At 55.0% G+C, this 24,434-nt stretch carries 22 protein-coding genes; 7 read left to right on the forward strand and 15 right to left on the reverse strand.

All coding sequences use genetic code 11. The features are described from left to right. Nucleotides 1–3: 3 nt before the first annotated feature. The 11 genes from lpxD to rpsB all read right to left on the reverse strand — a co-directional run bounded on the left by lpxD (nucleotide 4) and on the right by rpsB (nucleotide 11,922). On the reverse strand, nucleotides 4–1,029 hold the full coding sequence (gene lpxD, locus H7R56_RS20040) for a UDP-3-O-(3-hydroxymyristoyl)glucosamine N-acyltransferase (protein WP_106925580.1): 1,026 nt from the start codon (nucleotides 1,027–1,029) through the stop codon (nucleotides 4–6). Nucleotides 1,030–1,032: 3 nt separating this feature from the next. Next, entirely contained in the window at nucleotides 1,033–1,518 is a 486-nt protein-coding gene (gene skp / locus H7R56_RS20045) for a molecular chaperone Skp (RefSeq protein ID WP_106925578.1), read from the reverse strand. Nucleotides 1,519–1,642: 124 nt separating this feature from the next. After that, entirely contained in the window at nucleotides 1,643–4,054 is a 2,412-nt protein-coding gene (gene bamA, locus H7R56_RS20050) for an outer membrane protein assembly factor BamA (protein ID WP_182928382.1), read from the reverse strand. 31 nt (nucleotides 4,055–4,085) lie between these two features. Then, entirely contained in the window at nucleotides 4,086–5,438 is a 1,353-nt protein-coding gene (gene rseP, locus H7R56_RS20055; protein ID WP_106925574.1) for a sigma E protease regulator RseP, read from the reverse strand. An 11-nt stretch (nucleotides 5,439–5,449) separates the two neighbouring features. Then, nucleotides 5,450–6,307 (reverse strand): phosphatidate cytidylyltransferase, encoded by an 858-nt coding sequence (gene cdsA, locus H7R56_RS20060; protein ID WP_106925572.1) that lies wholly within the window; start codon nucleotides 6,305–6,307, stop codon nucleotides 5,450–5,452. A 12-nt stretch (nucleotides 6,308–6,319) separates the two neighbouring features. Then, nucleotides 6,320–7,078: a (2E,6E)-farnesyl-diphosphate-specific ditrans,polycis-undecaprenyl-diphosphate synthase gene (ispU, locus tag H7R56_RS20065; protein ID WP_106925570.1), complete on the reverse strand. Its 759-nt coding sequence runs from the start codon at nucleotides 7,076–7,078 to the stop codon at nucleotides 6,320–6,322. A 237-nt stretch (nucleotides 7,079–7,315) separates the two neighbouring features. Continuing rightward, nucleotides 7,316–8,512: a 1-deoxy-D-xylulose-5-phosphate reductoisomerase gene (gene ispC / locus H7R56_RS20070; protein WP_106925568.1), complete on the reverse strand. Its 1,197-nt coding sequence runs from the start codon at nucleotides 8,510–8,512 to the stop codon at nucleotides 7,316–7,318. Nucleotides 8,513–8,599: 87 nt separating this feature from the next. After that, nucleotides 8,600–9,157, reverse strand: a complete 558-nt coding sequence (frr, locus tag H7R56_RS20075; protein ID WP_106925566.1) for a ribosome recycling factor — start codon at nucleotides 9,155–9,157, stop codon at nucleotides 8,600–8,602. Between the two features lie 152 nt (nucleotides 9,158–9,309). Next, nucleotides 9,310–10,035 carry a UMP kinase gene (gene pyrH / locus H7R56_RS20080; RefSeq protein ID WP_001748944.1) on the reverse strand — a complete coding sequence of 242 codons (726 nt, stop codon included), beginning with the start codon at nucleotides 10,033–10,035 and terminating at the stop codon, nucleotides 9,310–9,312. A gap of 173 nt (nucleotides 10,036–10,208) precedes the next feature. Beyond that, complete coding sequence (gene tsf, locus H7R56_RS20085; protein ID WP_106925564.1) at nucleotides 10,209–11,060, reverse strand: translation elongation factor Ts; 852 nt, start codon at nucleotides 11,058–11,060, stop codon at nucleotides 10,209–10,211. A 136-nt stretch (nucleotides 11,061–11,196) separates the two neighbouring features. Continuing rightward, the gene (gene rpsB / locus H7R56_RS20090; RefSeq protein WP_064547569.1) at nucleotides 11,197–11,922 is read right to left on the reverse strand and encodes a 30S ribosomal protein S2; all 726 of its coding nucleotides are present in this window, start codon (nucleotides 11,920–11,922) and stop codon (nucleotides 11,197–11,199) included. 331 nt (nucleotides 11,923–12,253) lie between these two features. On the opposite strand from rpsB, the gene map reads away from it, so the two are divergent. The 4 genes from map to H7R56_RS20110 all read left to right on the forward strand — a co-directional run bounded on the left by map (nucleotide 12,254) and on the right by H7R56_RS20110 (nucleotide 17,134). Further along, the gene (gene map / locus H7R56_RS20095; protein ID WP_106925562.1) at nucleotides 12,254–13,048 is read left to right on the forward strand and encodes a type I methionyl aminopeptidase; all 795 of its coding nucleotides are present in this window, start codon (nucleotides 12,254–12,256) and stop codon (nucleotides 13,046–13,048) included. Nucleotides 13,049–13,108: 60 nt separating this feature from the next. After that, nucleotides 13,109–15,781, forward strand: coding sequence for a bifunctional uridylyltransferase/uridylyl-removing protein GlnD (gene glnD, locus H7R56_RS20100; RefSeq protein ID WP_106925560.1), 2,673 nt, complete (start codon nucleotides 13,109–13,111; stop codon nucleotides 15,779–15,781). Nucleotides 15,782–15,814: 33 nt separating this feature from the next. Continuing rightward, the gene (gene dapD / locus H7R56_RS20105; protein ID WP_052285401.1) at nucleotides 15,815–16,639 is read left to right on the forward strand and encodes a 2,3,4,5-tetrahydropyridine-2,6-dicarboxylate N-succinyltransferase; all 825 of its coding nucleotides are present in this window, start codon (nucleotides 15,815–15,817) and stop codon (nucleotides 16,637–16,639) included. Between the two features lie 108 nt (nucleotides 16,640–16,747). After that, the gene (locus tag H7R56_RS20110) at nucleotides 16,748–17,134 is read left to right on the forward strand and encodes a DUF3461 family protein (RefSeq protein WP_106925558.1); all 387 of its coding nucleotides are present in this window, start codon (nucleotides 16,748–16,750) and stop codon (nucleotides 17,132–17,134) included. 137 nt (nucleotides 17,135–17,271) lie between these two features. On the opposite strand, the gene cdaR is transcribed toward H7R56_RS20110, so the two are convergent. The 3 genes from cdaR to dgt all read right to left on the reverse strand — a co-directional run bounded on the left by cdaR (nucleotide 17,272) and on the right by dgt (nucleotide 21,673). Further along, nucleotides 17,272–18,429, reverse strand: a complete 1,158-nt coding sequence (gene cdaR, locus H7R56_RS20115) for a DNA-binding transcriptional regulator CdaR (RefSeq protein WP_106925556.1) — start codon at nucleotides 18,427–18,429, stop codon at nucleotides 17,272–17,274. A gap of 158 nt (nucleotides 18,430–18,587) precedes the next feature. Then, nucleotides 18,588–20,024 carry a serine endoprotease DegP gene (gene degP, locus H7R56_RS20120; RefSeq protein WP_106925554.1) on the reverse strand — a complete coding sequence of 479 codons (1,437 nt, stop codon included), beginning with the start codon at nucleotides 20,022–20,024 and terminating at the stop codon, nucleotides 18,588–18,590. A gap of 134 nt (nucleotides 20,025–20,158) precedes the next feature. Further along, complete coding sequence (dgt, locus tag H7R56_RS20125) at nucleotides 20,159–21,673, reverse strand: dGTPase (protein ID WP_106925552.1); 1,515 nt, start codon at nucleotides 21,671–21,673, stop codon at nucleotides 20,159–20,161. A gap of 97 nt (nucleotides 21,674–21,770) precedes the next feature. On the opposite strand from dgt, the gene mtnN reads away from it, so the two are divergent. From mtnN to H7R56_RS20140, 3 genes are read left to right on the forward strand one after another with little or no spacing between them, the layout of a single operon-like run. Next, nucleotides 21,771–22,469, forward strand: coding sequence for a 5'-methylthioadenosine/S-adenosylhomocysteine nucleosidase (mtnN, locus tag H7R56_RS20130; RefSeq protein WP_106925550.1), 699 nt, complete (start codon nucleotides 21,771–21,773; stop codon nucleotides 22,467–22,469). Further along, nucleotides 22,462–23,262 carry a vitamin B12 ABC transporter substrate-binding protein BtuF gene (btuF, locus tag H7R56_RS20135; RefSeq protein WP_106925548.1) on the forward strand — a complete coding sequence of 267 codons (801 nt, stop codon included), beginning with the start codon at nucleotides 22,462–22,464 and terminating at the stop codon, nucleotides 23,260–23,262. The genes mtnN and btuF overlap by 8 nt, the downstream gene beginning before the upstream one ends. A gap of 14 nt (nucleotides 23,263–23,276) precedes the next feature. Further along, nucleotides 23,277–23,900 carry a TRIC cation channel family protein gene (locus H7R56_RS20140; RefSeq protein WP_106925546.1) on the forward strand — a complete coding sequence of 208 codons (624 nt, stop codon included), beginning with the start codon at nucleotides 23,277–23,279 and terminating at the stop codon, nucleotides 23,898–23,900. 158 nt (nucleotides 23,901–24,058) lie between these two features. On the opposite strand, the gene erpA is transcribed toward H7R56_RS20140, so the two are convergent. Further along, the gene (erpA, locus tag H7R56_RS20145; RefSeq protein WP_106925544.1) at nucleotides 24,059–24,403 is read right to left on the reverse strand and encodes an iron-sulfur cluster insertion protein ErpA; all 345 of its coding nucleotides are present in this window, start codon (nucleotides 24,401–24,403) and stop codon (nucleotides 24,059–24,061) included. Nucleotides 24,404–24,434: the final 31 nt, after the last annotated feature.

Genomic DNA, 24,434 nt, shown 5'->3' on the forward strand with positions numbered 1-24,434 from the left:
AAATTAATCTTGATTATCAAGCTTGCGTTCAACGGCTTTGAGACGCTTGCTCATTTCATCAATATTCATCACCAGTGCGGCCGTTTTGCGCCATGCCTTATTCGGCTGGAGCGGGATACCGGACGAGTATACGCCAGGCTCGGAAATGGGACGCATAACCATGCCCATACCGGTTACGGTAACCTTATCGCAAATTTCCATATGGCCGTTAATCACGCTGGCGCCGCCAATCATGCAGTAACGACCAATTTTCAGGCTACCGGCCATAATCACGCCGCCTGCGACCGCGGTATTGTCACCAATCACCACGTTGTGCGCAATCTGGCACTGGTTATCAATGATAACACCGTTGCCGATCTGCGTGTCGTCAAGCGCGCCGCGGTCGATCGTCGTACAGGCGCCGATCTCCACGCGATCGCCAATGATCACGCGGCCAAGCTGCGGGATCTTCACCCAGTTGCCGCGATCGTTGGCATAGCCGAAGCCATCAGAACCGATGACGGTGCTGGATTGGATCAGGCAATTCTCGCCGATCTCGACTTCGTGGTAAATGGTCACGTTCGCCCACAGGCGAGAGCCCGCACCAATTTTTGTTTTTTTACCGACGAAACACCCCGCCCCAATCACGACGTTATCGCCCAGCACAACGTCTGACTCAATCACCGCGTTCGCGCCGATAGAGACGTTATGACCGAGCGTGGCCGACGGACTGACAACCGCGCTCGGGGCGATATCCTGCGCCGGCTGCGGCGTGGTATCTAAAATCTGAGCCATGCGTGCGTAGGTCAGGTAGGGGTTCTTCACTACCAGCGCAGCGCCTTTGGCAAAAGGCAGTAAATCTTGCGTCAGGACAATCGCCGACGCTTCACAAGCGGACAGGTGTTCACGGTACTTGGGGTTAACCAGGAACGTGATATGACCCGCCTTAGCGGATTGCATGGACGCGACAGCGGTGATGACGATATCGCCATCACCGTGTAATTCCGCATCCAACTGCTGAGCTAAGTCAGCCAGTCGAATTGAAGGCATTACTTATTTAACCTGTTTCAGTACATCAGCGGTGATGTCTTTAACATCGCTGCTGTTGAATGCAACGGCGTTAGCGTCAACCACCAGGTCGATGCTCTGGCTAGCAGCAACGGATTTCACAGCAGTCTGGATACGAGTAACCAGTTTGCCACGTTCTTCGTTGGTACGACGCTGACGGTCCTGTTCAAAGGACTGTGCTTTCTGGGAGAAAGTCTGACGCTGGGAAGAGATGTCTTTTTCCAGCTTGGTGCGATCGGCGCCAGCTTTCATAGACTGCAGACGCTGCATTTTAGACTGCAGGTCACCTTCCATACGCTGAAGTTCGCCAGCGCGGCCTTTGAATTCGTTTTCCAGGGTGCTGGAAACGCCGGTTTTCTGTGCAACTTGCTGGAACAGGCTACCCATATTAACAATTGCAATTTTGTCTGCTGCCTGAGCAGATGCGGCCATTGCTAAACCCAGACCTGCTGCGACTAACCACTTTTTCACAATAATACTCCTTACCATCCCATACGTACCCGAAGGTACTGTTCTTTTGGTGGCCGAAGCCACCTGACGCTATCGCCTTATGCCAGCAAACTACACTGAACCCGCATTCCTTTGCAAAGAGCAATTACCAGGTTTTACCAATGTTAAACTGGAACTGCTCCGATTTGTCTCCATCGTATTTTTTATACGGTTGGGCGTAGGAGAAGACCAACGGCCCCAATGGCGACATCCATTGTAATGCGATGCCCGCGGACATACGGATATTGCTCGGGTCGCTGTAGTCAGGAACGCCAGCAGCCTTCATCGTCGCCGTATTCTGCCAGTTGGTATCCCAAACGGTACCCATATCCCAGAAGAACGACGTACGTACCGAGTTCGCGTACTTATCGCTGATAAACGGCGTTGGTACGATCAGCTCCAGGCTGGCCACGCCCATGGCGTTACCGCCGACGGCGTCATCAGACTTACAGTAGTCGCCGGACTGATCGCAGTTATCCAGGCCAGACGCGCCGTAGTAAACCGCTTTCGGGCCGATGGTGTTGGACTGGAAGCCACGCACGGTGCTTGAACCACCGGCATAGAAGTTCTCATAGAACGGCAGCTCTTTGCCGCCCAGACCGTCACCGTAACCCCACTTGGTACGGCCCAGCACGACCCACTGATGATCGTCATCAATCGGGAAGTAGGACGCCGTATCCAGCGTAACCTTGTAGAACTCGTTATCGGAGCCCGGGATAGTCACTTTACCGTTCAGGTTGACACGTGAACCGTCCGTCGGGAAGTAGCCGCGGTCGAGTTTGTTATATGTCCAACCGTAGTTGAAGGTGAAGTCGTTCGCCGAGAAGCCGTTATTATCGCTGGTCGTACCGGCCGTCTGGCCGATGGAGTCCAGATAACGCCACATCGCCACCTGCGGTTCCATATTGGACAGGTCGTTGTGGACGTAGCCCAGACCCGCACGCAGTGAGTTGTATTCGTTAATCGGGAAGCCCAGCGTACCGTCGACACCATAGCTTTTGTTGGTATAGGACGACAGGTCAGCATCATCTGCTTTAAAGTCATTGTAGAAGACGCGACCGCCAAGGCTAACGCCATCAACCGTAAAGTACGGGTTGGTCACAGAAAGCTCGGTGTAGGTCTGGTAGTCGTTCTTGGTACCGTTGATACCCACAGAGTAACCGGTACCTAACCAGTTATCCTGCTGAACGCCCGCCTGGAAGCTCACGCCGCTTTCCGTACCGTAGCCGATACCGAAGTTGAAGCTACCGGTGTTACGTTCTTTCACCTTGTAGACGACGTCTACCTGGTCCGGGCTACCCGGCACGCGCTGGGTTTCGGTATCGACGGTTTCGAAGAAGCCCAGACGGTTCAGACGGTCTTTACCCTGGTCAACCAGGTCGCCGCCGAGCCATGCCCCTTCCATCTGACGCATTTCGCGACGCAGGACGGCATCTTTCGAGGTGTCGTTGCCGACGAAGCGAATGTTACGCACGTAGAAACGGTTGCCGGCATCAACGTTGATGTGCAGCTTAACGGTTTTATCCGTGTCGTTGATTTCTGGCTGGGACTGAACGCGCGGGTACGCGTAGCCGTAGCGACCAAGAAGTTTCTTAATGTTATCTTCCATTTTGGTCACTTTCGCGCCGTTATACAGCTCGCCCGGCTCGATTTTGGTCAGGCTCTCAATTTCCGCCGAGTGCCCTGCCAGATTCCCGGTCACCTGTACGCCAGACAGTTTGTACTGGTCGCCTTCGGTGATGTTCACGGTGATGTAGATGCCTTTTTTATCCGGCGTCAGGCTCACCTGAGTGGAATCGATGTTGAAACGGGCGTAGCCGCGATCCAGATAGTAGCTGCGCAGGGTTTCAAGGTCACCCGACAGCTTCTGTTTCTGATATTTACGATCGCCGACCACGTTCCACCACGGCACTTCATCGCGCAGCTGGAACGTGGAGATCAGATCTTCGGTTTTGAACGCATGGTTACCGACGATGTTGATCTGTTGGATCTGGGCGGAAACGCCTTCCTGGAACACCAGCTTCAGATCGACGCGGTTACGCGGCAGCGGAGTGACAACCGCCTTCACGCTCGCGCTGTACTTACCGACGCTGTAGTAGAAATCTTCCAGCCCTTTCTCGATATCGGAAAGCGTGGTGCGGTCGAGAGATTCACCGACGCGAACGCCAGAGGCTTCCAGGTTTTGCTTGAGCATGTCATCTTTCACCGACTTATTGCCGGAGAAGGTGATGCTTGCAATCGTTGGACGCTCTTTGACCTGCACCAGCAACACATCGCCGTCTCTCAGGACGCGAACATCCTCAAAGTTGCCCGTCGCAAACAGGGCGCGAATGGTGTTACTGATGTCGTCATCAGTGACGGTATCGCCAGGACGTACTGGCATACTGAGAAGGGCCGCACCAACAGCGACACGCTGCAAGCCTTCGAAATGAATGTCCTTCACCACGAACCCGTCAGCACCGTATACGGTCGCGCTGCTAAACAGCAGCGACGCTATAAGCAACTTTTTCATCGCCATCGTTATTATGCGTTCTTCCTAACTAACTCTCTTACAACCGAGAGAAATCATTGAAAAGTGCAAGCCCCATTAACAACATCAGCAGAACAGAGCCAATGCGATAACTAAAGTCTTGAACTCGCTCGGATACCGGGCCGCCTTTCAGCTTCTCAATCGCCAAAAACAGCAAATGTCCCCCATCTAATACGGGGAGCGGGAACAGGTTGATTATGCCTAAATTCACGCTGATGAGTGCAAGAAACATCAGGTAGTAAATCAGCCCATACTCCGCAGACATCCCAGCCCCCTGGGCGATAGAAATCGGCCCACTGAGGTTGTTCAGTTTGACGTCACCGGTGATCAATTTTCCCAGCATACTGACCGTCAGCTTCATCAACTGCCCGGTTTTTTCCGTGGCTTCGACGATGGCGCTGAATGGCCCATACTGGCGCACTGTTTTATATTCCTCAGGCAGCGGGATAATCTTTGGTACTACCCCTGCAAACCCTTCCGCTTTTCCGCTACCGTGTTTTGTATCTGGTATCAGACTTAAAGACAAGAGACTGCCCTGCCTTTCGATCTCCAGCTGTAACGCTTTGCCGGGGTTATCACGCACCAGCGTAACAAACGTCATCCATTGCGTCAGCGGCTGACCGTTGACTGTAACGATCCGATCCCCCGCTTGTAAACCGGCTTTACGCGCCGCAGAGTCAGACTGCACCTCTGCCAGCACCGGTTCAATTTGCGCACCACGCGGACGAATACCGAGCGAGGTCACCGGATCTTCTTTATCCGGCTCGAACGCCCAGTGCCGCAGGTTGAGGATTTTATCCTGACGCTGCTCGCTGCCGAAAGGGGCCACGGTGAGAGTGGTGCTTTCGTCACCAATTTTCGCCACCAGCGCCATGCGCACAGCATCCCAGTCAGGCGTTTCGATACCATCGACGGCTTTTAGTTCCGTGCCTGGTGCAATTTGTGCTTCCGCCGCGATGGAATTGGCGGTTATTTCACCAACAACCGGACGAATACCAGGGACGCCAATGATAAACACCAGCCAGTAGGCGAAGATAGCGAAGAGGAAGTTAGCGATGGGGCCGGCGGCGATAACGGCAGCGCGCTGGCCAACCGTTTTATTGTTAAACGCCATGTGGCGCATTTCAGGCACCACCGCATCAACGCGCTCGTCGAGCATTTTGACGTAGCCACCCAGCGGAATCAGGGCAACCACAAATTCGGTGCCGCGCTTATCTACGCGACGCCACAGCGCTTTACCAAAACCGATAGAAAAGCGTTCTACGCGGATGCCACAGCGCCGAGCAACCCAGAAATGACCAAATTCGTGTACGGTGATCAATACCCCTAACGCGACAATAAACGCAGCCAGGTTCCAGAGAATGCTCAGCATAAGTCCATCCGTTAAATCGTCCTGAAAACCAGCAGCAGCAGACAGGCAAAGACCGGTACCGCCGCCGTCAGGCTGTCGATTCGGTCAAGGATCCCGCCGTGGCCAGGAATCAAATGACCGCTGTCTTTAATGCCGGCTTCACGTTTGAACATACTTTCGGTGAGATCACCCAAAACGGAAGCCAGCGCTGCCACGATGGAACAGGTTAACAGTATGGACGGTGCAACGTCCAGATTTGCCCACAGGCCGTAAGCCCAGGAGATAATCGCCGCCGTGATCAGGCCGCCGATAAACCCCTGCCAGGTTTTGCCCGGCGAAACCTTCGGCGCCAGCTTGTGCTTGCCGAACAGCTTACCAAACATATAGGCTCCGGAGTCTGCGCCCCAGACCAGGATCATGACATAAAGCAGCCACAGCGCGCCGCTGTAGTGGTTTTCATCATAGTGCCACGCGCGCAGCGCCAGCATTCCCCAGAAGAACGGTATAATCGTGACGATACCGAAAATCAGCCGCAGAACCTTTGACTGACGCCAGAAGGCGGCGGACGCGGGATAAGAGAGCACCAATACCAGCGCAATCACCCACCAGACCATCGAGGCCCACAGCGATGTTTCCACCACCGGTTGATGAATATTGTGGTGATATTCCGGAATCATAAAGAGCATCACCGCCAGCAACAGGCCACATAGCACCGCCAGCCACACGCGTTGAGTGCGCGAGGTGAAACCGCTTAATTGTCCCCATTCCCAGGCCGCCAGCATACAGACAACCAGCGTCACAATAGCAAAGCCGCCGGGCGGCAGCAGAAACAGGGCTGCAATGACAACCGGTATTAGAATTAATGCAGAAATCAGGCGATACTTCAGCAAAAGCTACCCCCATCAGGCCTTGTCGCCACCAGGCTCGGTGCCGCCGAAACGACGTTCACGATTGGCAAACGCATGCAGTGCACCCTCAAAGTCTTGTTCATCGAAATCGGGCCAAAGAACATCTGTAAAGTAAAGTTCAGCATAGGCAATTTGCCAGATAAGAAAGTTACTGATTCGATGCTCTCCCCCGGTCCTAATTACTAAATCTACGGGAGCCAGTTCATGCATGCAGACCTGCTGATTAAGCAGTTCTTCACTGATTTGATCGGGGCGGAGTTCCCCTTCCTGAACCTGTTCGGCTAAGCGCTGAACTCCCTGAACAATATCCCATCGGCCACCGTAGTTGGCGGCGATGTTCAATGTTAACCCCGTATTATGTTCCGTCAGCGCTTCCGCTTTCCGAATCCGCTCTTGCAGGCGGGAGTTAAAGCGACGGGTATCGCCAATGATCCGCAGCCGAACGTTATGACGGTGCAGACTTTTTACTTCGCTATCCAGCGCCCAGACGAACAGCTCCATCAGAGCGCTCACCTCTTGTTCGGGGCGATTCCAGTTTTCACTGCTGAACGCGTAAAGCGTGAGTGCTTCAATACCATGATTCGCGGCATAGGCGACGGCACGACGCACGGATTTCGCCCCGGCTTTGTGCCCAAAGGCTCGGATTTTACCTTGCTTTTTCGCCCAGCGGCCGTTGCCATCCATAATGATTGCCACATGACGGCAACCGTGGGCTGGCAGATTCTCACTGGTTGGTTGGTTAGCAGACAACATAACGCGTTTTTAATCCATAAAAAGGGATGAGCGGTACCCCGGAATACAGCTGTACACTTTGTCGCACAGGCGAGCCTGATTGATTTTACGTCTCTTTGTCTCGCAAAAAAGCCGTGTTAAATCACGGCTCTCTCCGTCGCCCAGCCAAAACGCGCAGCGATCGGGTGGCGCAGACTATATCACTGAAGCCAGATGCTCACAAATGCCATAACGGCATGTATGCTGATTCCGCTCTCATTACCTGACGAAATATTTCGTCTGCATCACCGCCGCTTCACGCGCCCACGCATCAATCGCCAGCACCTCATCTACGCTCTGAGGTTCGTGCAGATCGCGCTGCTCCAGCACCGCCAGATTGAGGGCGGCGATGTCGGTAAAGCGAATCTGACCGTCGAGGAATGCCGCGACCGAAATCTCGTTAGCCGCATTCAGCGCGGTAGTCGCAGCCTGCCCCTGTTCGAAAGCATCCATCGCCAGCTTCAGGCAAGGGTAGCGGGCATAATCCGGTTCGGAAAAGCTCAGCGCGCCCAGCTTACAGAAATCCAGCGCTTTCGCCCCGGACACGACGCGGTGCGGCCAGGCCATGGTATTAGCAATCGGCGTCCGCATATCGGGCTCACCCAACTGTGCCAGCACGCTTCCGTCCTGGTAACGTACCATCGAGTGGATCACCGACTGAGGGTGAATCAATACTTCCATTTGCTGGGCTGATGCATTGAACAGCCAGCGGGCTTCGATGTATTCCAGACCTTTATTCATCATGGTGGCCGAGTCGACGGAGATTTTGCGCCCCATCGACCAGTTCGGGTGACGACAGGCCTGATCTGGCGTCATGGCGCTCAGATCGGCGATAGGCGTCTCCCGGAACGGGCCACCTGACCCGGTGAGCAGAATGGACGACACCCCATGCTGCGTCAGGTCAGCGTAACCTAAGTCGCACTGAAAACTTTGCGGCAAACTCTGAAAGATAGCGTTATGTTCACTGTCGACCGGCAGCAGCCGCGCGCCAGACTGTTTTACCGCCTCGAGGAACAGCCGCCCGCAGGTCACCAGCGACTCTTTGTTCGCCAGCAGAATCGTTTTACCCGCGCGAATTGCCGCCAGGGTCGGAAGCAAGCCCGCCGCGCCGACGATTGCCGCCATCACCTGATCGACCTCATCCAGCGCCGCAACCTCACACGCCGCCTGCTGACCGCTCAGCACCTCGGTGCGGCTGCCGCGCTCGCGCAGCGCCAGCTTCAGGGCATCGGCACTTCTGGCATCGTCCATCACCGCATAGCGCGGAGCAAATTCCAGACATTGTTCGACCATCCGGTCGACATTTTTGCCCGCTACCAGCGCCGTGACGGCAAAACTCTCGGGGTTATGACGCACCACGTCCAGCGTGTTGCAGCCGATAGAGCCTGTTGAGCCCAGAACAGTTAATCGCTTCATGAGAGATCCAGGATTGATAAAATGCAAAACGCCGCCAGCGAAGCGCTTATGCTTCCTGTACGGCGTTCATCGCACCACTTACACAGCTTAGAACTGCATCAGCTCGGCTTCTTTCTCTGCCAGTGCGGCTTCAACTTTCTTGATAGCAGCATCAGTCAGTTTTTGTACTTCTTCCTGAGAACGGCGATCGTCGTCTTCGCTGATCTCTTTGTCTTTCAGCAGCGCCTTCACTTTGTCGTTTGCATCACGACGAACGTTACGCACGGAAACGCGCGCCTGTTCGGCTTCGCCACGAACGATTTTGGTCAGGTCTTTACGACGTTCTTCCGTCAGCGGAGGCAGCGGAACGCGGATATCGGTACCCGCAGAGCTTGGGTTCAGACCGAGGTCAGACGCCATGATCGCTTTCTCAACGGCCGGGCCCATAGAGCGGTCGAACACGTTGATTTTCAGCGTACGGGTATCTTCTACGGTGACGCTCGCCAGCTGACGCAGCGGGGTTGCTGTGCCGTAATACTCAACGACAATGCCATCCAGCAGGCTGGGAGAAGCACGACCCGTGCGAATTTTGCTGATTTGGTTTTTGAACGCTTCAACGCATTTGTCCATGCGTACTTCAGCATCTTTTCTGATATCGCTAATCACGTTACGAATCCTTGAAAACTAGTCTCAGTCGACCAAACGGCCACACAGTACAGAGAATGTGCTTAAGTATAGTCTCGTTTAAATCAAGCCACAGAATATCTGAATTCTGCCAGATAAAAGCGAATCTTACCCGGAAATGGCAGTAACGGAAATTATTCCGTAATTAAAGTGCCTTCTTTTTCGCCCATGACCACGCGACGCAGAGCGCCCGGTTTGTTCATGTTGAATACGCGAATTGGCAGTTTGTGGTCACGGGCCAGCGTGAAGGCAGCCAGATCCATGACTTTCAGTTCTTTATCCAGTACTTCGCTGTAGGTCAGCTGTTCGTACATGGTGGCTGACGGGTCTTTCGCCGGGTCAGCGGTGAATACGCCGTCAACTTTGGTTGCTTTCAGCACGACGTCGGCTTCAATTTCGATGCCGCGCAGGCAGGCTGCGGAGTCGGTGGTGAAGAACGGATTGCCGGTACCGGCGGACAGAATCACGACGCGGTTGTTACGCAGCAGGCTGATCGCCTCTGCCCAGCTGTAGTTGTCGCAAACGCCATTCAGCGGAATTGCCGACATCAGGCGGGCGTTCACATAGGCGCGATGCAGTGCGTCACGCATTGCCAGACCGTTCATTACCGTAGCCAGCATGCCCATGTGGTCGCCCACAACGCGGTTCATACCGGCTTTCGCCAGACCCGCACCGCGGAACAGGTTGCCACCACCAATGACGACACCCACCTGGATGCCCAGCTCGACAAGTTCTTTAATCTCTTGCGCCATGCGGTCAAGAATACTTGCGTCAATACCGAAGCCTTCAGTCCCCTGCAATGCTTCACCGCTAAGCTTAAGCAGAATACGTTTGTAGACAGGTTTTGCGTTGGTAGCCATTTTCTTTCCTGAGAGTGTCACGAATGGGATGGTTAAATTCGAGTGACATCATGCGTTCCTTGCCACTTAGCCCCTATAGGAGCTGGCTGATTTCCACATGACGATGTTCTTTCTGTACTGCGATTCTTTACGACACAAAAGAGAGCCGCCCTCAGGCGGCTCCTTTACTGCAATTAAGACTGCTTGGACATGGCAGCAACTTCTGCTGCGAAGTCAGTCTCAACTTTCTCGATGCCTTCGCCCACTTCGAAGCGGATGAAGCCAGTCACGTCAGCGTTGTGCTCTTTCAGCAGCTGGCCAACAGACTTGCTCGGATCCATAACGAACGGCTGACCGGTCAGAGAAACTTCGCCGGTGAATTTCTTCATGCGGCCTTCAACCATTTTCTCTGCGATTTCTTTCGGCTTACCAGACTGCATCGCGATATCCAGCTGTACCTGGTATTCTTTCTCTACCACTTCAGCGGATACGTCTTCCGGCTTAACGAATTCTGGTTTGCTTGCAGCAACGTGCATTGCCAGCTGTTTAACCAGCTCTTCGTCAGCGCCTTTAGCTGCAACCAGAACACCGATGCGCGCACCGTGCTGGTAGTTGCCCAGAACGTCACCTTCCAGGGAAGCTACGCGACGGATGTTGATGTTCTCACCGATTTTAGCAACCAGCGCAACACGTTCTTCTTCGAACTGTGCTTTCAGAACTTCAACGTCGGTGATGTTACCCGCAACAGCAGCGTCCAGAACTTTGTCTGCAAATGCCTGGAAACCAGCATCTTTAGCAACGAAGTCAGTCTGGCAGTTAACTTCCAGAATGAAAGCAACGTGGCCGTTGATTTTGGTTTTGATCACGCCGTCAGCAGCAACGTTGCCTGCTTTTTTAGCCGCTTTGATCGCGCCAGATTTACGCATGTTTTCGATTGCCAGCTCGATGTCGCCATTAGCTTCAGTCAGGGCTTTTTTGCAATCCATCATGCCTGCGCCAGTACGTTCACGCAGCTCTTTTACCAGGGAAGCGGTAATTTCAGCCATTCTAAAATCCTCGGAAGATTTGATCTGCCCGGCCTGAAACCGCACAGATTTAAAAGTGAAAAAGGGGGCCATAAACAGGCCCCCTAACCAAACGTGTTACTACCTGGTTTATAAGGGCTCTAACGAGCGTGCCTTATTACTCAGCTTCTACGAAGCTTTCTTCCGCCTGGGAAGCCAGATCGGAAGAACGGCCTTCACGAACGGTAGCAGCGACAGCGCTCAGGTACAGGGTCACAGCACGGATTGCATCGTCGTTACCCGGGATAACGAAATCAACGCCATCTGGATCAGAGTTGGTATCAACGATAGAGAATACCGGGATACCCAGGTTGTTCGCTTCTTTGATAGCAATGTGTTCGTGGTCAGCATCGATAACGAACAGTGCGTCCGGCAGGCCGCCCATGTCTTTGATACCGCCCAGGCTGTTTTCCAGTTTCTCAAGCTCACGAGTACGCATCAGCGCTTCTTTCTTGGTCAGCTTGTCGAAAGTACCGTCCTGAGACTGAGTTTCCAGATCTTTCAGACGTTTGATGGACTGACGAACGGTTTTCCAGTTAGTCAGCATACCGCCCAGCCAGCGATGGTTCACGAAGAACTGGTCGCAGCTCAGAGCAGCTTCTTTCACAGCTTCGCTTGCAGCGCGTTTAGTACCAACGAAAAGGATTTTGCCTTTACGAGAAGAGATCTTGTTCAGTTCAGCCAGAGCTTCGTTGAACATCGGTACAGTTTTCTCAAGGTTGATGATGTGAACTTTGTTACGCGCGCCGAAGATGAAAGGCTTCATTTTCGGGTTCCAGTAACGGGTCTGGTGACCGAAGTGAACACCAGCCTTGAGCATGTCGCGCATGGAAACAGTTGCCATGGTTAAAACCTCTATAGATAAAGTTGGGGTTATGCCTCCACGTATCCCATATTACCGACCCCAAAGGGCACCCCGGAATATGTGTCGATACGTGTGTGTTATTTACACAAAGTGAGATTTGTCGCTTCCGGACAAAACAATGAACGGAAGTTCGGCGCGCTTTATACCATAAAATTGGTGAAGACACCAACAGTTGTTATCTGCCCCGCAGGGCACGAAAGGCGAAGTTCAGAATGATTCTCAATTTGGCAGGCAGTGCTCCTGGCTGTTAACATTGACATCACTAATACTCAATTATTGTCGAAAAAATCGACACTGATGGACATATTCCATGGCTATTTCTATTAAGACCCCAGAAGACATTGAAAAAATGCGCGTTGCCGGCCGTCTGGCTGCCGAAGTGCTCGAAATGATTGCCCCGCACGTGAAGCCTGGCGTGACCACCGGCGAGCTGGATCGCATTTGCAACGACTATATCGTTAACGAACAAAAAGCGATCTCTGCCTGCCTTGGCTACCACGGCTATCCGAAATCGGTCTGTATTTCTATTAATGAAGTGGTGTGCCACGGTATCCCCGATGACGAAAAGCACCTGAAAGACGGCGACATCGTTAACATCGACGTGACGGTCATTAAGGATGAGTTCCACGGCGACACCTCCAAAATGTTTATCGTCGGCAAACCGACCATTCTCGGCGAGCGTCTGTGCCGCGTCACTCAGGAGAGCCTGTACCTGGCGCTCAAAATGGTGAAGCCGGGCATCAACCTGCGCGAAATCGGTGCGGCGATTCAGAAGTTCGTTGAAGCTGAAGGCTTCTCGGTGGTGCGTGAATACTGCGGTCACGGCATCGGCCGCGGCTTCCACGAAGAGCCGCAGGTGCTGCACTACGATTCTCGCGAAACCGACGTGGTGCTGAAACAGGGCATGACCTTCACCATTGAACCGATGGTCAACGCCGGTAAGAAAGAAATCCGCACGATGAAAGACGGCTGGACGGTAAAAACCAAAGACCGAAGCTTGTCTGCACAGTACGAGCATACTATTGTGGTGACGGACAACGGCTGCGAAATACTGACGTTACGCTCGGATGACACCATCCCGGCGATAATCTCGCACAACGACTAACGAAAAGCCGGCGCACGCCGGCTTTTTTATGGGTAATCGTTTTTTCTTATGGGTGGCGCAATGAGTAACTCCTTACCTGAACTGGCTTGTACCCCCCTTCCCGCCCTGCCCGGCCAACCGGAAAATCCGGTTGAGTGGCCAGAAAGCAGCCTCAACTGCACCGATATTAAAAGCCGGCTGGACGATTTCCAGCGCTGGCTGGGCGTCGCTTTCGACGATGGCGTCAGCGCCGAGCAGCTGATTGAAGCCCGCACCGAATTCATCGACCAATTGTTACAGCGGCTATGGCTACTGTACGGTTTTGGTGCCGTGGAAGACGCCGCGCTGGTTGCCGTCGGCGGCTACGGCCGCGGCGAGCTACATCCGCTTTCGGACGTCGACCTGCTGATCCTCAGCCGTAAAAAACTGCCCGACGAACAGGCGCAGAAAATCGGCGAACTGCTGACGCTGCTGTGGGATCTCAAGCTGGAAGTGGGCCACAGCGTTCGCACGCTGGAAGAGTGTCTGCTGGAAGGCTTATCTGACTTAACCGTCGCGACCAACCTGATTGAGTCGCGGCTGCTGATTGGCGACGTCGCGCTGTTCCTCGAACTGCAAAAGCATATTTTCAGCGAAGGCTTCTGGCCGTCAGAAACGTTCTTCCCGGCCAAAGTGGCCGAACAGGAGGCGCGCCACCAGCGCTACCACGGCACCAGCTACAATCTGGAGCCGGACATTAAAAGCAGCCCGGGAGGCCTGCGCGACATCCACACCATTCAGTGGGTCGCCCGCCGCCACTTCGGCGCCACCTCGCTTGACGAAATGGTCAGCTTTGGCTTCCTGACCGAAGCAGAGCGTAACGAACTCAATGAGTGTCTGCATCTGCTGTGGCGCATTCGCTTTGCCCTGCATCTGGAACTAACCCGCTACGACAACCGCCTGCTGTTCGACCGTCAGCTTAGCGTCGCCCAACGCCTGAAGTATGCCGGTGAAGGCAATCAGCCGATCGAACACATGATGAAGGACTTCTATCGCGTTACCCGCCGCGTCGGCGAGCTGAACCACATGCTGCTGCAGCTGTTTGATGAGGCGATCCTGGCGCTGACCGAAGACGAAAAGCCACGCGCCATCGACGACGACTTCCAGCTGCGCGGTACGCTGATCGATTTGCGCGACGACACGCTGTTTATTCGCGAGCCGCAGGCGATCCTGCGCATGTTCTATATGATGGTGCGTAACAGCAATATCACTGGCATCTATTCCACTACGTTGCGCCACCTACGCCACGCGCGGCGTCATCTTACCGAGCCGCTGTGCTATATCCCCGAGGCGCGTTCGCTGTTCCTGAACATGCTGCGCCACCCTGGTGCGGTCAGCCGCGGTCTGCTGCCAATGCATCGCCACAGCGTGCTGTGGGCCTATATGCCGCAGTGGTCGTATATTGTCGGCCAGATGCAGTTCGACCTGTTCCACGCCTATACCGTTGATGAACACACCATCCGCGTGCTGCTAAAGCTCGAAAGTTTCGCTCACGAAGAAACCCGCTCGCGCCATCCGCTGTGCGTCGACCTGTGGCCGCGCCTGAACCACCCGGAGCTGATTCTGATTGCCGCCCTGTTCCACGATATTGCAAAAGGCCGCGGCGGCGACCATTCCATCCTCGGCGCGCAGGACGTGCTGAAGTTTGCCGAACTGCACGGGCTAAACTCGCGCGAAACCCAGCTGGTCGCCTGGCTGGTGCGCCAGCATCTGCTGATGTCCGTCACCGCCCAGCGCCGCGATATTCAGGACCCGGAAGTCATCAAGCAGTTTGCTGAAGAAGTACAGACCGAGCACCGCCTGCGCTTCCTGGTGTGCCTGACGGTGGCCGATATCTGCGCCACCAACGAAACGCTGTGGAACAGCTGGAAGCAGAGCCTGCTGCGCGAGCTGTACTTCGCCACTGAAAAACAGCTGCGCCGCGGGATGCAAAACACCCCGGATATGCGCGAACGCGTCCGTCATCACCAGATGCAGGCGCTGGCGCTGCTGCGCATGGACAACATCGACGAAGAGGCGCTGCATCAAATCTGGAACCGCTGTCGCGCCAACTACTTTGTGCGCCATACGCCAAACCAGCTGGCCTGGCACGCCCGTCATCTGCTCAAACACGACCTGACCCAGCCGATGATCCTGCTCAGCCCACAGGCCACCCGTGGCGGCACCGAGATCTTTATCTGGAGCCCCGATCGGCCGTACCTGTTCGCCGCCGTGTGCGCCGAACTGGATCGCCGCAACCTGAGCGTGCACGACGCGCAGATTTTCACCACCCGCGACGGCATGGCGATGGACTCATTCATCGTGCTCGAACCGGACGGCAGCCCGCTGTCCAGCGATCGTCATGAAGCAATCCGCTTAGGGCTCGAGCAGGCAATTACCCAGCGCAGCTGGCAGCCGCCGCAGCCGCGTCGTCAGGCGGCCAAGCTGCGCCACTTTTCGGTGGATACCGAAGTCAATTTCCTGCCGACCCATACCGACCGCCGCTCATTCCTTGAGCTGATCGCGCTCGACCAACCTGGGCTGCTCGCCCGCGTCGGTCAGGTGTTTGCCGACCTCGGCATTTCGCTCCACGGGGCCAGAATTACGACAATTGGTGAACGAGTAGAAGATTTATTTATAATCGCCACCGCCGACCGGCGTGCCCTTAATAATGAGCTGCAACAAGAAGTGCAACAACGGTTGACAGCAGCCCTCAATCCAAACGATAAAGGGTAACGTATTTTTTTTAAGTAAATGGAAAGAGAAACAATGCAGCAATTACAGAACGTTATTGAGTCCGCTTTTGAGCGTCGCGCCGACATCACGCCGGCAAATGTGGATACCGTAACCCGCGAAGCGGTTAACCAGGTGATTTCCCTGCTGGATTCCGGCGCGCTGCGTGTCGCTGAAAAGATTGACGGCCAGTGGGTCACTCACCAGTGGCTGAAGAAAGCGGTTCTGCTCTCTTTCCGTATTAACGATAACCAGGTTATCGACGGTGCGGAAAGCCGCTACTTCGATAAAGTACCGATGAAATTCGCCGACTATGACGAAGCGCGTTTCCAGAAAGAAGGTTTCCGCGTCGTGCCACCGGCAGCCGTTCGCCAGGGCGCTTATATCGCGCGTAACACCGTACTGATGCCATCCTATGTGAACATCGGCGCTTACGTTGACGAAGGCTCCATGGTCGATACCTGGGCAACCGTTGGCTCCTGCGCGCAAATCGGTAAAAACGTTCACCTGTCCGGCGGCGTCGGCATCGGTGGCGTACTGGAACCGCTGCAGGCGAACCCAACCATCATCGAAGACAACTGCTTCATCGGCGCGCGTTCTGAAGTGGTTGAAGGCGTGATCGTTGAAGAAGGTTCCGTGATCTCCATGGGCGTGTACCTCGGTCAGAGCACCAAAATCTACGATCGCGAAACCGGCGAAGTCTTCTATGGTCGCGTACCGGCAGGCTCCGTTGTCGTTTCCGGCAATCTGCCTTCTAAAGACGGCAAGTACAGCCTGTACTGCGCGGTCATCGTGAAGAAGGTCGATGCGAAGACCCGCGGTAAAGTGGGTATCAACGAGCTGCTGCGTACTATCGATTAATAAGATGCGAAAAAGCGGGGGCTACCCCGCTTTTTTTTATTCGTAAGCTGGCGGAAATAGATTTTTTCGTTAATTATTCAATAGTTAATTTAGATCAGGGGTGCCGCTATGTACGATAATCTGAAAAGTTTAGGGATTACCAATCCCGATGAAATCGATCGTTACAGCCTCCGGCAGGAAGCCAACAACGATATCCTGAAAATCTATTTCCAGAAGGATAAAGGCGAGTTTTTTGCCAAGAGCGTCAAGTTCAAGTATCCGCGTCAGCGTAAAACCATCGCCGGTGACGGCGTGGGACAGGGCTTCAAAGAAGTGCAGGAAATCAGCCCAAATCTGCGCTACGTGATCGACGAGCTGGATCAGCTCTGCCAGCGAGATCGCACAGAAGTCGATCTGAAGCGTAAGATCCTTGACGATCTGCGTCATCTCGAAAGCGTTGTGACCAACAAGATCAGCGAAATTGAAGCCGATCTGGAAAAGCTAACGCGTAAGTAGCTGCGGGTGAATGTATTCGTAGGCCGGGTAAGGCGAAGCCGCCACCCGGCAATGTGCAAGTGCCATGCCTGATGGCGCTACGCTTATCAGGTCTACGCAAACCACAAATTATGCATCAATATCACAACCGGGTTTTATCACCGCTGCTCATCCAGCTGTAGCGCAATATACAACAGCAGCCTGTCATCGAAATTCCCCAAATCCAATCCCGTCAGTTCAGAGATACGGTTCAGGCGATACTCCAGCGTATTACGGTGAATAAAAAGCGCTTTTGACGTGGCCAGCGGCTGCACGTTATGGCGAAACCACGCGGCTAGCGTACGGCGCAGCAGGCCGTTGTTGTCCATTGCCTTCAGGCGCATTAGCGGACGCGACAGTTCATTCGCCTGCCAGCCGCCGCGCAGGCTATCGAGCAGTACCGGCAACATTAAATCCTGATAGAAATAGCTGCGGCTTTCCGGCATCCGCTGCTTACCCACCATCATGGTGGTGCGCGCGGTGCGATACGAGCGGGCAATGCTGCCCGGCCCGGTAAAATAGTTGCCGAGCGCCACGCGAAAACGCAGATGGCCGTTTTCTTTCATCCGCGCAATCAGCTGCTCAACGCGCTTCTGGTGATCTTCGGCATCCCAGCGGCCAAAGGGGTTGAGCGCCGGCTTCAGTACCACCATTTCGGTCAGCGAGACAATGGCAATCAGGTTATTGCGCTCCGGGGTGGTCAGCGCGTTTTGCAGCTGCTGCAGTTCCGCCATCGCGCTATCGACACCCAGCTGGCCGCTGTCCACTTCCACCACCGCCGCCACGCGCGGCTGATTGAGGTCAATGCCCAGACGCTGCGCCCATTCGGTCAGCGCGGGCGTGTTCTCTTCGGCCTGGATCAGGTTCATCACCAGCTCTTCACGCAAACGGCTATCCTGCGCCAGCAGGTGCATCAACCGAGACTGCTCAAGCATCATCTCCGCCGTCATGCACACCAGCTCACCGTATTTGCGCAGCGTCTCCGGTTCACCGGTCAGGCCAATAACGCCGACGATTTCCCCCTCCAGACGCAGCGGCAGATTGATGCCTTGCCGGACGCCGTGCAGATGGCGCGCCACCGCATCGTCAATATCCACCACCCTGCCCTGAGACAGTACCAACAGCGCGCCTTCGTGCAATTCACCAATACGCTCGCGATCGCCGCTGCCGATAATGCGCCCACGAGCATCCATTACGTTGATATTGGTATCAATGATGCGCATGGTTCGCGCCACAATATCCTGCGCCATTTTTGTATCAAGATGCCAGCTAGCCATGAACCCCTCCTGTGAGCAGGTTACATGATAAGAAAGATGAGAATCCCCTGCACTGTGCAAATGCACAAAGCACGGTTGAGATCTATGGAGTTGTGGGAAGCTTCACATTACGCAGAAAGAAACCCTTTCCCCGGGCGGGGAAAGGGTTGGGGTGAGGATTACTGCATCAGCAGGTAGATAGTGCTATCGCCACGCTGAATATTCAGCGCCAGCACGGACGGTTTGCTGTCGAGGATTTTGCGCAGCTCGGCGATATTTTTCACCGCCTGCTGGTTTGCTCCCACGATAACGTCACCTTTCTTCAGGCCAATCTGTGCGGCCGGGGTGCCGGCTTTCACCGAATTCACCACAACGCCTTTGTCCTGGCCTTTGTTGCTCATCTCTGCGCCTTCAATCCCGTTGAAGATGCTGCTGGACTCAACCTGATTCTGGCTGCTCTGCTGCAGTTCAAGGTTAACCGTTACCGGCTTACCGTCGCGCAGCAGGCCGAGGGTGATTTTGCTGCCCACCGGCATGGTGCCTACCTGCGCACGCAGGGCTGCGAAGCTGCTGATCGGCTTGCCGTTCAGCTCGGTAATAACGTCGCCCGCTTTGATGCCCGCTTTCGCGGCGGAAGAGTTCGGCATCACCTGGCTGACGAAGGCGCCGCGCTGAGCGTCGACTTTCATCGCTTTCGCCAGCTCGGAGTTCAGCTCAGTACCCATAATGCCCAGCTCACCGCGTTTCACCTGACCAAATTTCACCATCTGGTCGGTTAGGTTTTTCACCATGTTACTCGGGATAGCAAAACCGATACCGATGTTGCCGCCGTCCGGCGCGAGGATTGCGGTGTTAATCCCGATCAGTTCGCCGTTCAGGTTAACCAGCGCGCCGCCGGAGTTACCGCGGTTGATCGCCGCATCGGTCTGGATAAAGTTTTCGTAGTTTTCGACGTTCAGACCGCTACGCCCCAGCGCCGAGACGATACCTGAAGTCACGGTTTCGCCCAGGCCGAACGGGTTACCGATGGCGACGGTATAGTCACCTACGCGCAGTGCATCGGAATCCGCCAGCTTAATCGCGGTCAGGTTTTTCGGGTCCTGAATCTGAATCAGCGCGATGTCGGAACGCGGGTCCTTACCGACCACTTTGGCATCGAACTTGCGCCCATCGCTCAGTTGAACCTTAATCACGTTGGCGTTATCGACCACGTGGTTGTTGGTCACGACGTAGCCTTTGGCCGCGTCAATCACCACCCCGGAACCCAGCGCCATAAATTTCTGCTGCTGCTGCGGCTGGCCGCCAGCGCTCGGGCCCGCGCCCTGACAGAACGGCGAGCTCTGGAACGGTGAACCGTCCTGGCAGAACGGCGAGTTGTCGCCGAAGAACTGCTGGAAATTACGGCCCATGCGCGGCGTGTTTACCGTTGTGCTGCCCTCAACATTAATGCTGACGACTGACGGCATTACCTTTTCCAGCATCGGTGCCAGGCTAGGCATAGGCTGGGCAGCGGATGCGGTGGAAGATGCCGTCTCGGCCGCGCTAGCGGACAACGGAGACAGAGCCAGACTTAAACTAAGAGCCAGTGCACTCATTGCTAACGTGGTTTTTTTCATGTGTTTCAATCTCAATATCAGATTACGCAAAATTGCTGTGTCGTGACTATCAGATTCACTTTATGGCACTAAGTTCCGTTTTACGGTGCGTTGGAAAAGTAAAAATTTATTGAGCGTCTTTACAAAACTTCTGATTATTCTACCGCCATCAGCCGTCGATATTCATCCCATGCGTAGAGATCGGTCATACCGCTGATATAATCCTGCAACAGGCGACAGCGATAATAATATTCCATCACCGGGAACTCCACGCTCTCGCGCGGAATTTTGTTTACCGCCTCAACATAGGCTAAACGATGGCGGGTTGAAAGTTTGCAGAAAAGCCGTGACTCAATCGGCAAGTGACGGACTCTTTCCTGTTCTACCAGTTCGCTGAAATCGCTTAAGGATAATTTAAGCAACGGCCCATAGATATCCAGTAACCCGCCAATAACGCGGTAGCCCTGTAATTCAAGCTGCTCGACCTCAGGATGACTAAAGACATGTTTTCTCGCAACATTTTTATAAACATCCAGCAATTTACTATAGCTACTTTCATCTTCCAGCAGCGCGTGATTAAAATCACCGGTATAAATCTGCGACAAATTATCAATAAACCGCTGTGCCGCATAGGGCACCAATTTATTTAGCGTATTGACCCGTAAATACATAAAGAACTGATCTTCAGCACTGCGGCTTAATGAATTGGCGCGCGATTTATCCCAGGCATTTTCCACCACCTGTGCGAACAGTGAGCCTTTAGCATGATCCGACCAGGCATCGTATAAATGCTGATACAGCTGCTCAACGCTAAAGATGCGTTTTTCTACCGCATCTTCAAGGTCAGCGACACAATAAGAAATATCATCGGCCGCTTCCATAATCCAGGTTAATGGGAAGCGATTGTAAGGCGCTAAATCAAGTTCTTTACGTAAGCGCGCAATATACTGTTCTTCGGCCAGGTAGTAGCCCGGTTTTTTCATTAAATAACTGTGGGTCGCCGGCGTCTCGCCCGCCCACCAGGCCGGGCGGGTGTATTTCAAAATGCACCCCACCTGCGCCCAGGTCAGATTCATGCGCATTAAGGTGTGTACCAGGCGAATGCCCTGCGCGTTGCCCTCGAAGTGACATAAATCCTGGCGCACCTTACGGCGCAGCCCGTTCAGCGTCTCTTCCCCCTCGCGCAGCCGCAGGCTGACCACCTCACAGCGGTCGTGGCTGAGCGGCTGGCCCAGCGCGTCTTTCGGCGCCAGACGCTGGCTGAACCAATCGTTGATCGCCGCTTCGCCAAAGTGGCCGAACGGCGGGTTGCCGATATCGTGCATCAGACAGGCCATTTCAACCACGCTCTCAAACGGCCCGGTCAGCTCGTCGAGCCCGTAGGCAGCCAGCAGCTTTTTCTCTTTCAGGCGGCTGAGGATCTCTTTGGCGATATAGCGCCCCACCTGCTGCACCTCCATCGAGTGGGTCAGGCGCGTGCGGACGGCAGCGTTGCGTTCCAGCGGGAACACCTGGGTTTTCTGCTGCAGGCGGCGAATGGCGGGCGAGTTAATAATGCGCCCACGGTCGCTTTCAAAAATGCGCAGAATTTCATGCTCCGAGCCCGCGCCCTGCGGTGAGCGATAGCGCCGACGCCAGTTAATTTTGTTGCGAAAATCAATCTTAGCCATAGCCTCTCCATCGCGAGCCACTCATTACAAGACATGCGCTTCCGTCGAACCGCATGATAAACTATGCCTTTAAACATGGCATATCGCGAGTAAATCTATGAAAATCGGCATTATTGGCGCAATGGAAGAAGAAGTGACGCTGCTGCGTGACAAAATCGAAAATCGTCAAACTATCACCCTCGGCGGTAGCGAAATCTACACCGGTCAGTTGAACGGCGTTGACGTTGCGCTACTGAAGTCAGGCATTGGTAAAGTGGCTGCTGCGATGGGTGCCGCCCTGCTGCTGGAGCGCTGCCAGCCGGACGTGGTGATCAACACCGGTTCTGCGGGTGGCCTGGCGCCGACGCTGAAAGTGGGCGATATCGTGGTCTCCGACGAAGCGCGCTACCATGATGCCGACGTCACCGCATTCGGCTACGAAATCGGGCAAATGGCCGGTTGCCCGGCAGCGTTTAAAGCCGACGAAAAACTGATTACCGCGGCGCAAGCCTGCATTAAGGCGCTGGATCTGAACGCCGTTCGCGGCCTGATTGTCAGCGGCGATGCCTTCATTAACGGTGCCGAAGGGCTGGCAAAAATCCGCCGCAACTTCCCACAGGCGATTGCCGTTGAAATGGAAGCGACCGCAATTGCCCACGTGTGTCACAGCTTTGCCGTGCCGTTCGTGGTGGTGCGCGCCATCTCCGACGTGGCAGACAAAGAGTCTCACCTCAGCTTTGACGAGTTCCTGGCCGTCGCGGCTAAGCAGTCAACCCTGATGGTTGAAGCGCTGGTGCAGAAGCTGGCGCGTGGCTAAGCGGCTTCTCACCGGGCTGCTGGCCCTGCTGTTTAGCGCCCCGGCGTGGCTAACTGCCGCGCCGCGGGTTATCTCTCTCTCCCCAGCCAATACCGAACTGGCCTTCGCCGCTGGGATCGTCCCCGTTGGCGTCAGCGCCTGGTCAGACTATCCCGCGGCCGCCAAGCAGATTGAACAGGTCGCCTCGTGGCAGGGTATCAACCTTGAGCGTATCGTTGCACTGCACCCCGACGTCGTGCTGGCGTGGAAGGAAGGCAACGCCGAGCGACAGGTCAATCAGCTGCGCTCGCTGGGCATCACCGTACTGTGGATTGATTCACACCGTATTGAAGATATTGCCGACGCGCTGCGCGCGCTGGCAAAGTGGAGCCCGCAGCCGCAAAAAGCCGAACAGGCTGCCACCGACTTATTACACGACTACACGCAGCTGAAGGCTCAATACGCCAGCGCGCCGAAAAAACGCGTGTTCATGCAGTTCGGCTTTAACCCGATTTTCACCAGTAATAAAAATGCGATTCAAAACCAGGTACTGGAAATTTGCGGTGGGCAGAACGTTTTTGCCGACAGCCGCGTCGCCTGGCCACAGGTCAGCCGCGAGCAGGTGTTGACCCGTCAGCCGCAGGCGATTGTTGCCGCCGGAGACGAGAGTCAAATTCCGAAAATTCAGCAGTACTGGGCTAGCCAGCTCACAGTCCCGGTCATTCCGCTGAATAGTGACTGGTTTGAACGCTCGAGCCCACGTATTATCCTTGCCGCAAAACAACTCTGTACTGCGCTGGAGCAGGTTCATTAACGGGATAATTGGTCATGCTTGTTTACTGGCTGGATATTGTTGGCACCATGGTTTTCGCCGTTTCTGGCGTATTACTGGCAGGAAAGCTGCGCATGGACCCGTTCGGCGTACTGGTGCTCGGCGTGGTCACCGCCGTCGGCGGCGGCACCATTCGCGATATGGCGCTCGCTAACGGCCCGGTGTTTTGGGTAAAAGATCCCACCGACCTGGTCGTGGCAATGGTCACCTGTATGTTAACCATCGTACTGGTGCGCCAGCCGCGCCGTCTGCCGAAATGGGTGCTGCCGGTGCTCGACGCCGTCGGGCTGGCGGTGTTCGTCGGTATCGGCGTGAATAAAGCCTTCCTCGCCCACTCCGGGCCGCTGGTTGCCATCTGCATGGGCGTGGTGACCGGCGTCGGCGGGGGGATCATCCGTGACGTGCTGGCGCGCGAAGTGCCGATGATCCTGCGCACCGAGATCTACGCCACGGCGTGCATTATTGGCGGGATTGTCCACGCGACGGCCTACTACACCTTCGACGTGCCGCTGGAGAACGCCAGTATGATGGGGATGGTGGTCACGCTGGCCATTCGCCTGGCGGCCATTCGCTGGCACCTGAAGCTGCCGACCTTCGCACTGGACGATAACGGGCGCTAACTCCAGGTGCATAAAACAAAATAGCCTACCGCAAGGTAGGCTATCACGGTAGGCCGGATAAGGCGTTTACGCCGCCATCCGGCAACCTGCGCAGAATCTGCCGGATGGCGCTTTGCTTATTCGGCCGACAACGTGACCAGCATTGCACCAGAGACTCATCAGATGCTGAAGGAAGAACCGCAGCCGCAGGTGCTGGTTGCGTTCGGGTTGGTCACGATAAAACGTGAACCTTCCAGCCCTTCGGTGTAGTCGACGGAACCGCCCACCAGATACTGCAGGCTCATCGGATCAACCACCAGGCCTACGCCCTGTTTTTCGATGGTCATGTCGCCTTCGTTGATCTGATCGTCAAAGGTAAAGCCATACTGGAAGCCGCTGCAGCCGCCGCCCGTGATATACACGCGCAGCTTCAGGTTTGGATTCTCTTCATCCGCAATCAGGACTTTTACTTTTTTGGCTGCGGCGTCGGTAAACTCCAGCGGCAGCGCTACGTCATCACTCATTTTATGCTCCCATTACTACAGCTAGTCTGGG

Source organism: Klebsiella sp. WP3-W18-ESBL-02 (genome assembly GCF_014168815.1).
In the GTDB taxonomy this organism is placed as follows: Bacteria; Pseudomonadota; Gammaproteobacteria; order Enterobacterales; family Enterobacteriaceae; genus Kluyvera; species Kluyvera ascorbata_B.

Coding starts and splice junctions, on each gene's coding strand:
- lpxD (WP_106925580.1), bottom strand. CDS start 1,029: ATGCCTTCAATTCGACTGGCTGACTTAGCTCAGCAGTTGGATGCGGAA.
- dapD (WP_052285401.1), top strand. CDS start 15,815: ATGCAGCAATTACAGAACGTTATTGAGTCCGCTTTTGAGCGTCGCGCC.
- ispC (WP_106925568.1), bottom strand. CDS start 8,512: ATGAAGCGATTAACTGTTCTGGGCTCAACAGGCTCTATCGGCTGCAAC.
- bamA (WP_182928382.1), bottom strand. CDS start 4,054: ATGGCGATGAAAAAGTTGCTTATAGCGTCGCTGCTGTTTAGCAGCGCG.
- dgt (WP_106925552.1), bottom strand. CDS start 21,673: ATGGCTAAGATTGATTTTCGCAACAAAATTAACTGGCGTCGGCGCTAT.
- cdaR (WP_106925556.1), bottom strand. CDS start 18,429: ATGGCTAGCTGGCATCTTGATACAAAAATGGCGCAGGATATTGTGGCG.
- mtnN (WP_106925550.1), top strand. CDS start 21,771: ATGAAAATCGGCATTATTGGCGCAATGGAAGAAGAAGTGACGCTGCTG.
- H7R56_RS20140 (WP_106925546.1), top strand. CDS start 23,277: ATGCTTGTTTACTGGCTGGATATTGTTGGCACCATGGTTTTCGCCGTT.
- pyrH (WP_001748944.1), bottom strand. CDS start 10,035: ATGGCTACCAACGCAAAACCTGTCTACAAACGTATTCTGCTTAAGCTT.
- ispU (WP_106925570.1), bottom strand. CDS start 7,078: ATGTTGTCTGCTAACCAACCAACCAGTGAGAATCTGCCAGCCCACGGT.
- map (WP_106925562.1), top strand. CDS start 12,254: ATGGCTATTTCTATTAAGACCCCAGAAGACATTGAAAAAATGCGCGTT.
- degP (WP_106925554.1), bottom strand. CDS start 20,024: ATGAAAAAAACCACGTTAGCAATGAGTGCACTGGCTCTTAGTTTAAGT.
- erpA (WP_106925544.1), bottom strand. CDS start 24,403: ATGAGTGATGACGTAGCGCTGCCGCTGGAGTTTACCGACGCCGCAGCC.
- rpsB (WP_064547569.1), bottom strand. CDS start 11,922: ATGGCAACTGTTTCCATGCGCGACATGCTCAAGGCTGGTGTTCACTTC.
- rseP (WP_106925574.1), bottom strand. CDS start 5,438: ATGCTGAGCATTCTCTGGAACCTGGCTGCGTTTATTGTCGCGTTAGGG.
- H7R56_RS20110 (WP_106925558.1), top strand. CDS start 16,748: ATGTACGATAATCTGAAAAGTTTAGGGATTACCAATCCCGATGAAATC.
- glnD (WP_106925560.1), top strand. CDS start 13,109: ATGAGTAACTCCTTACCTGAACTGGCTTGTACCCCCCTTCCCGCCCTG.
- tsf (WP_106925564.1), bottom strand. CDS start 11,060: ATGGCTGAAATTACCGCTTCCCTGGTAAAAGAGCTGCGTGAACGTACT.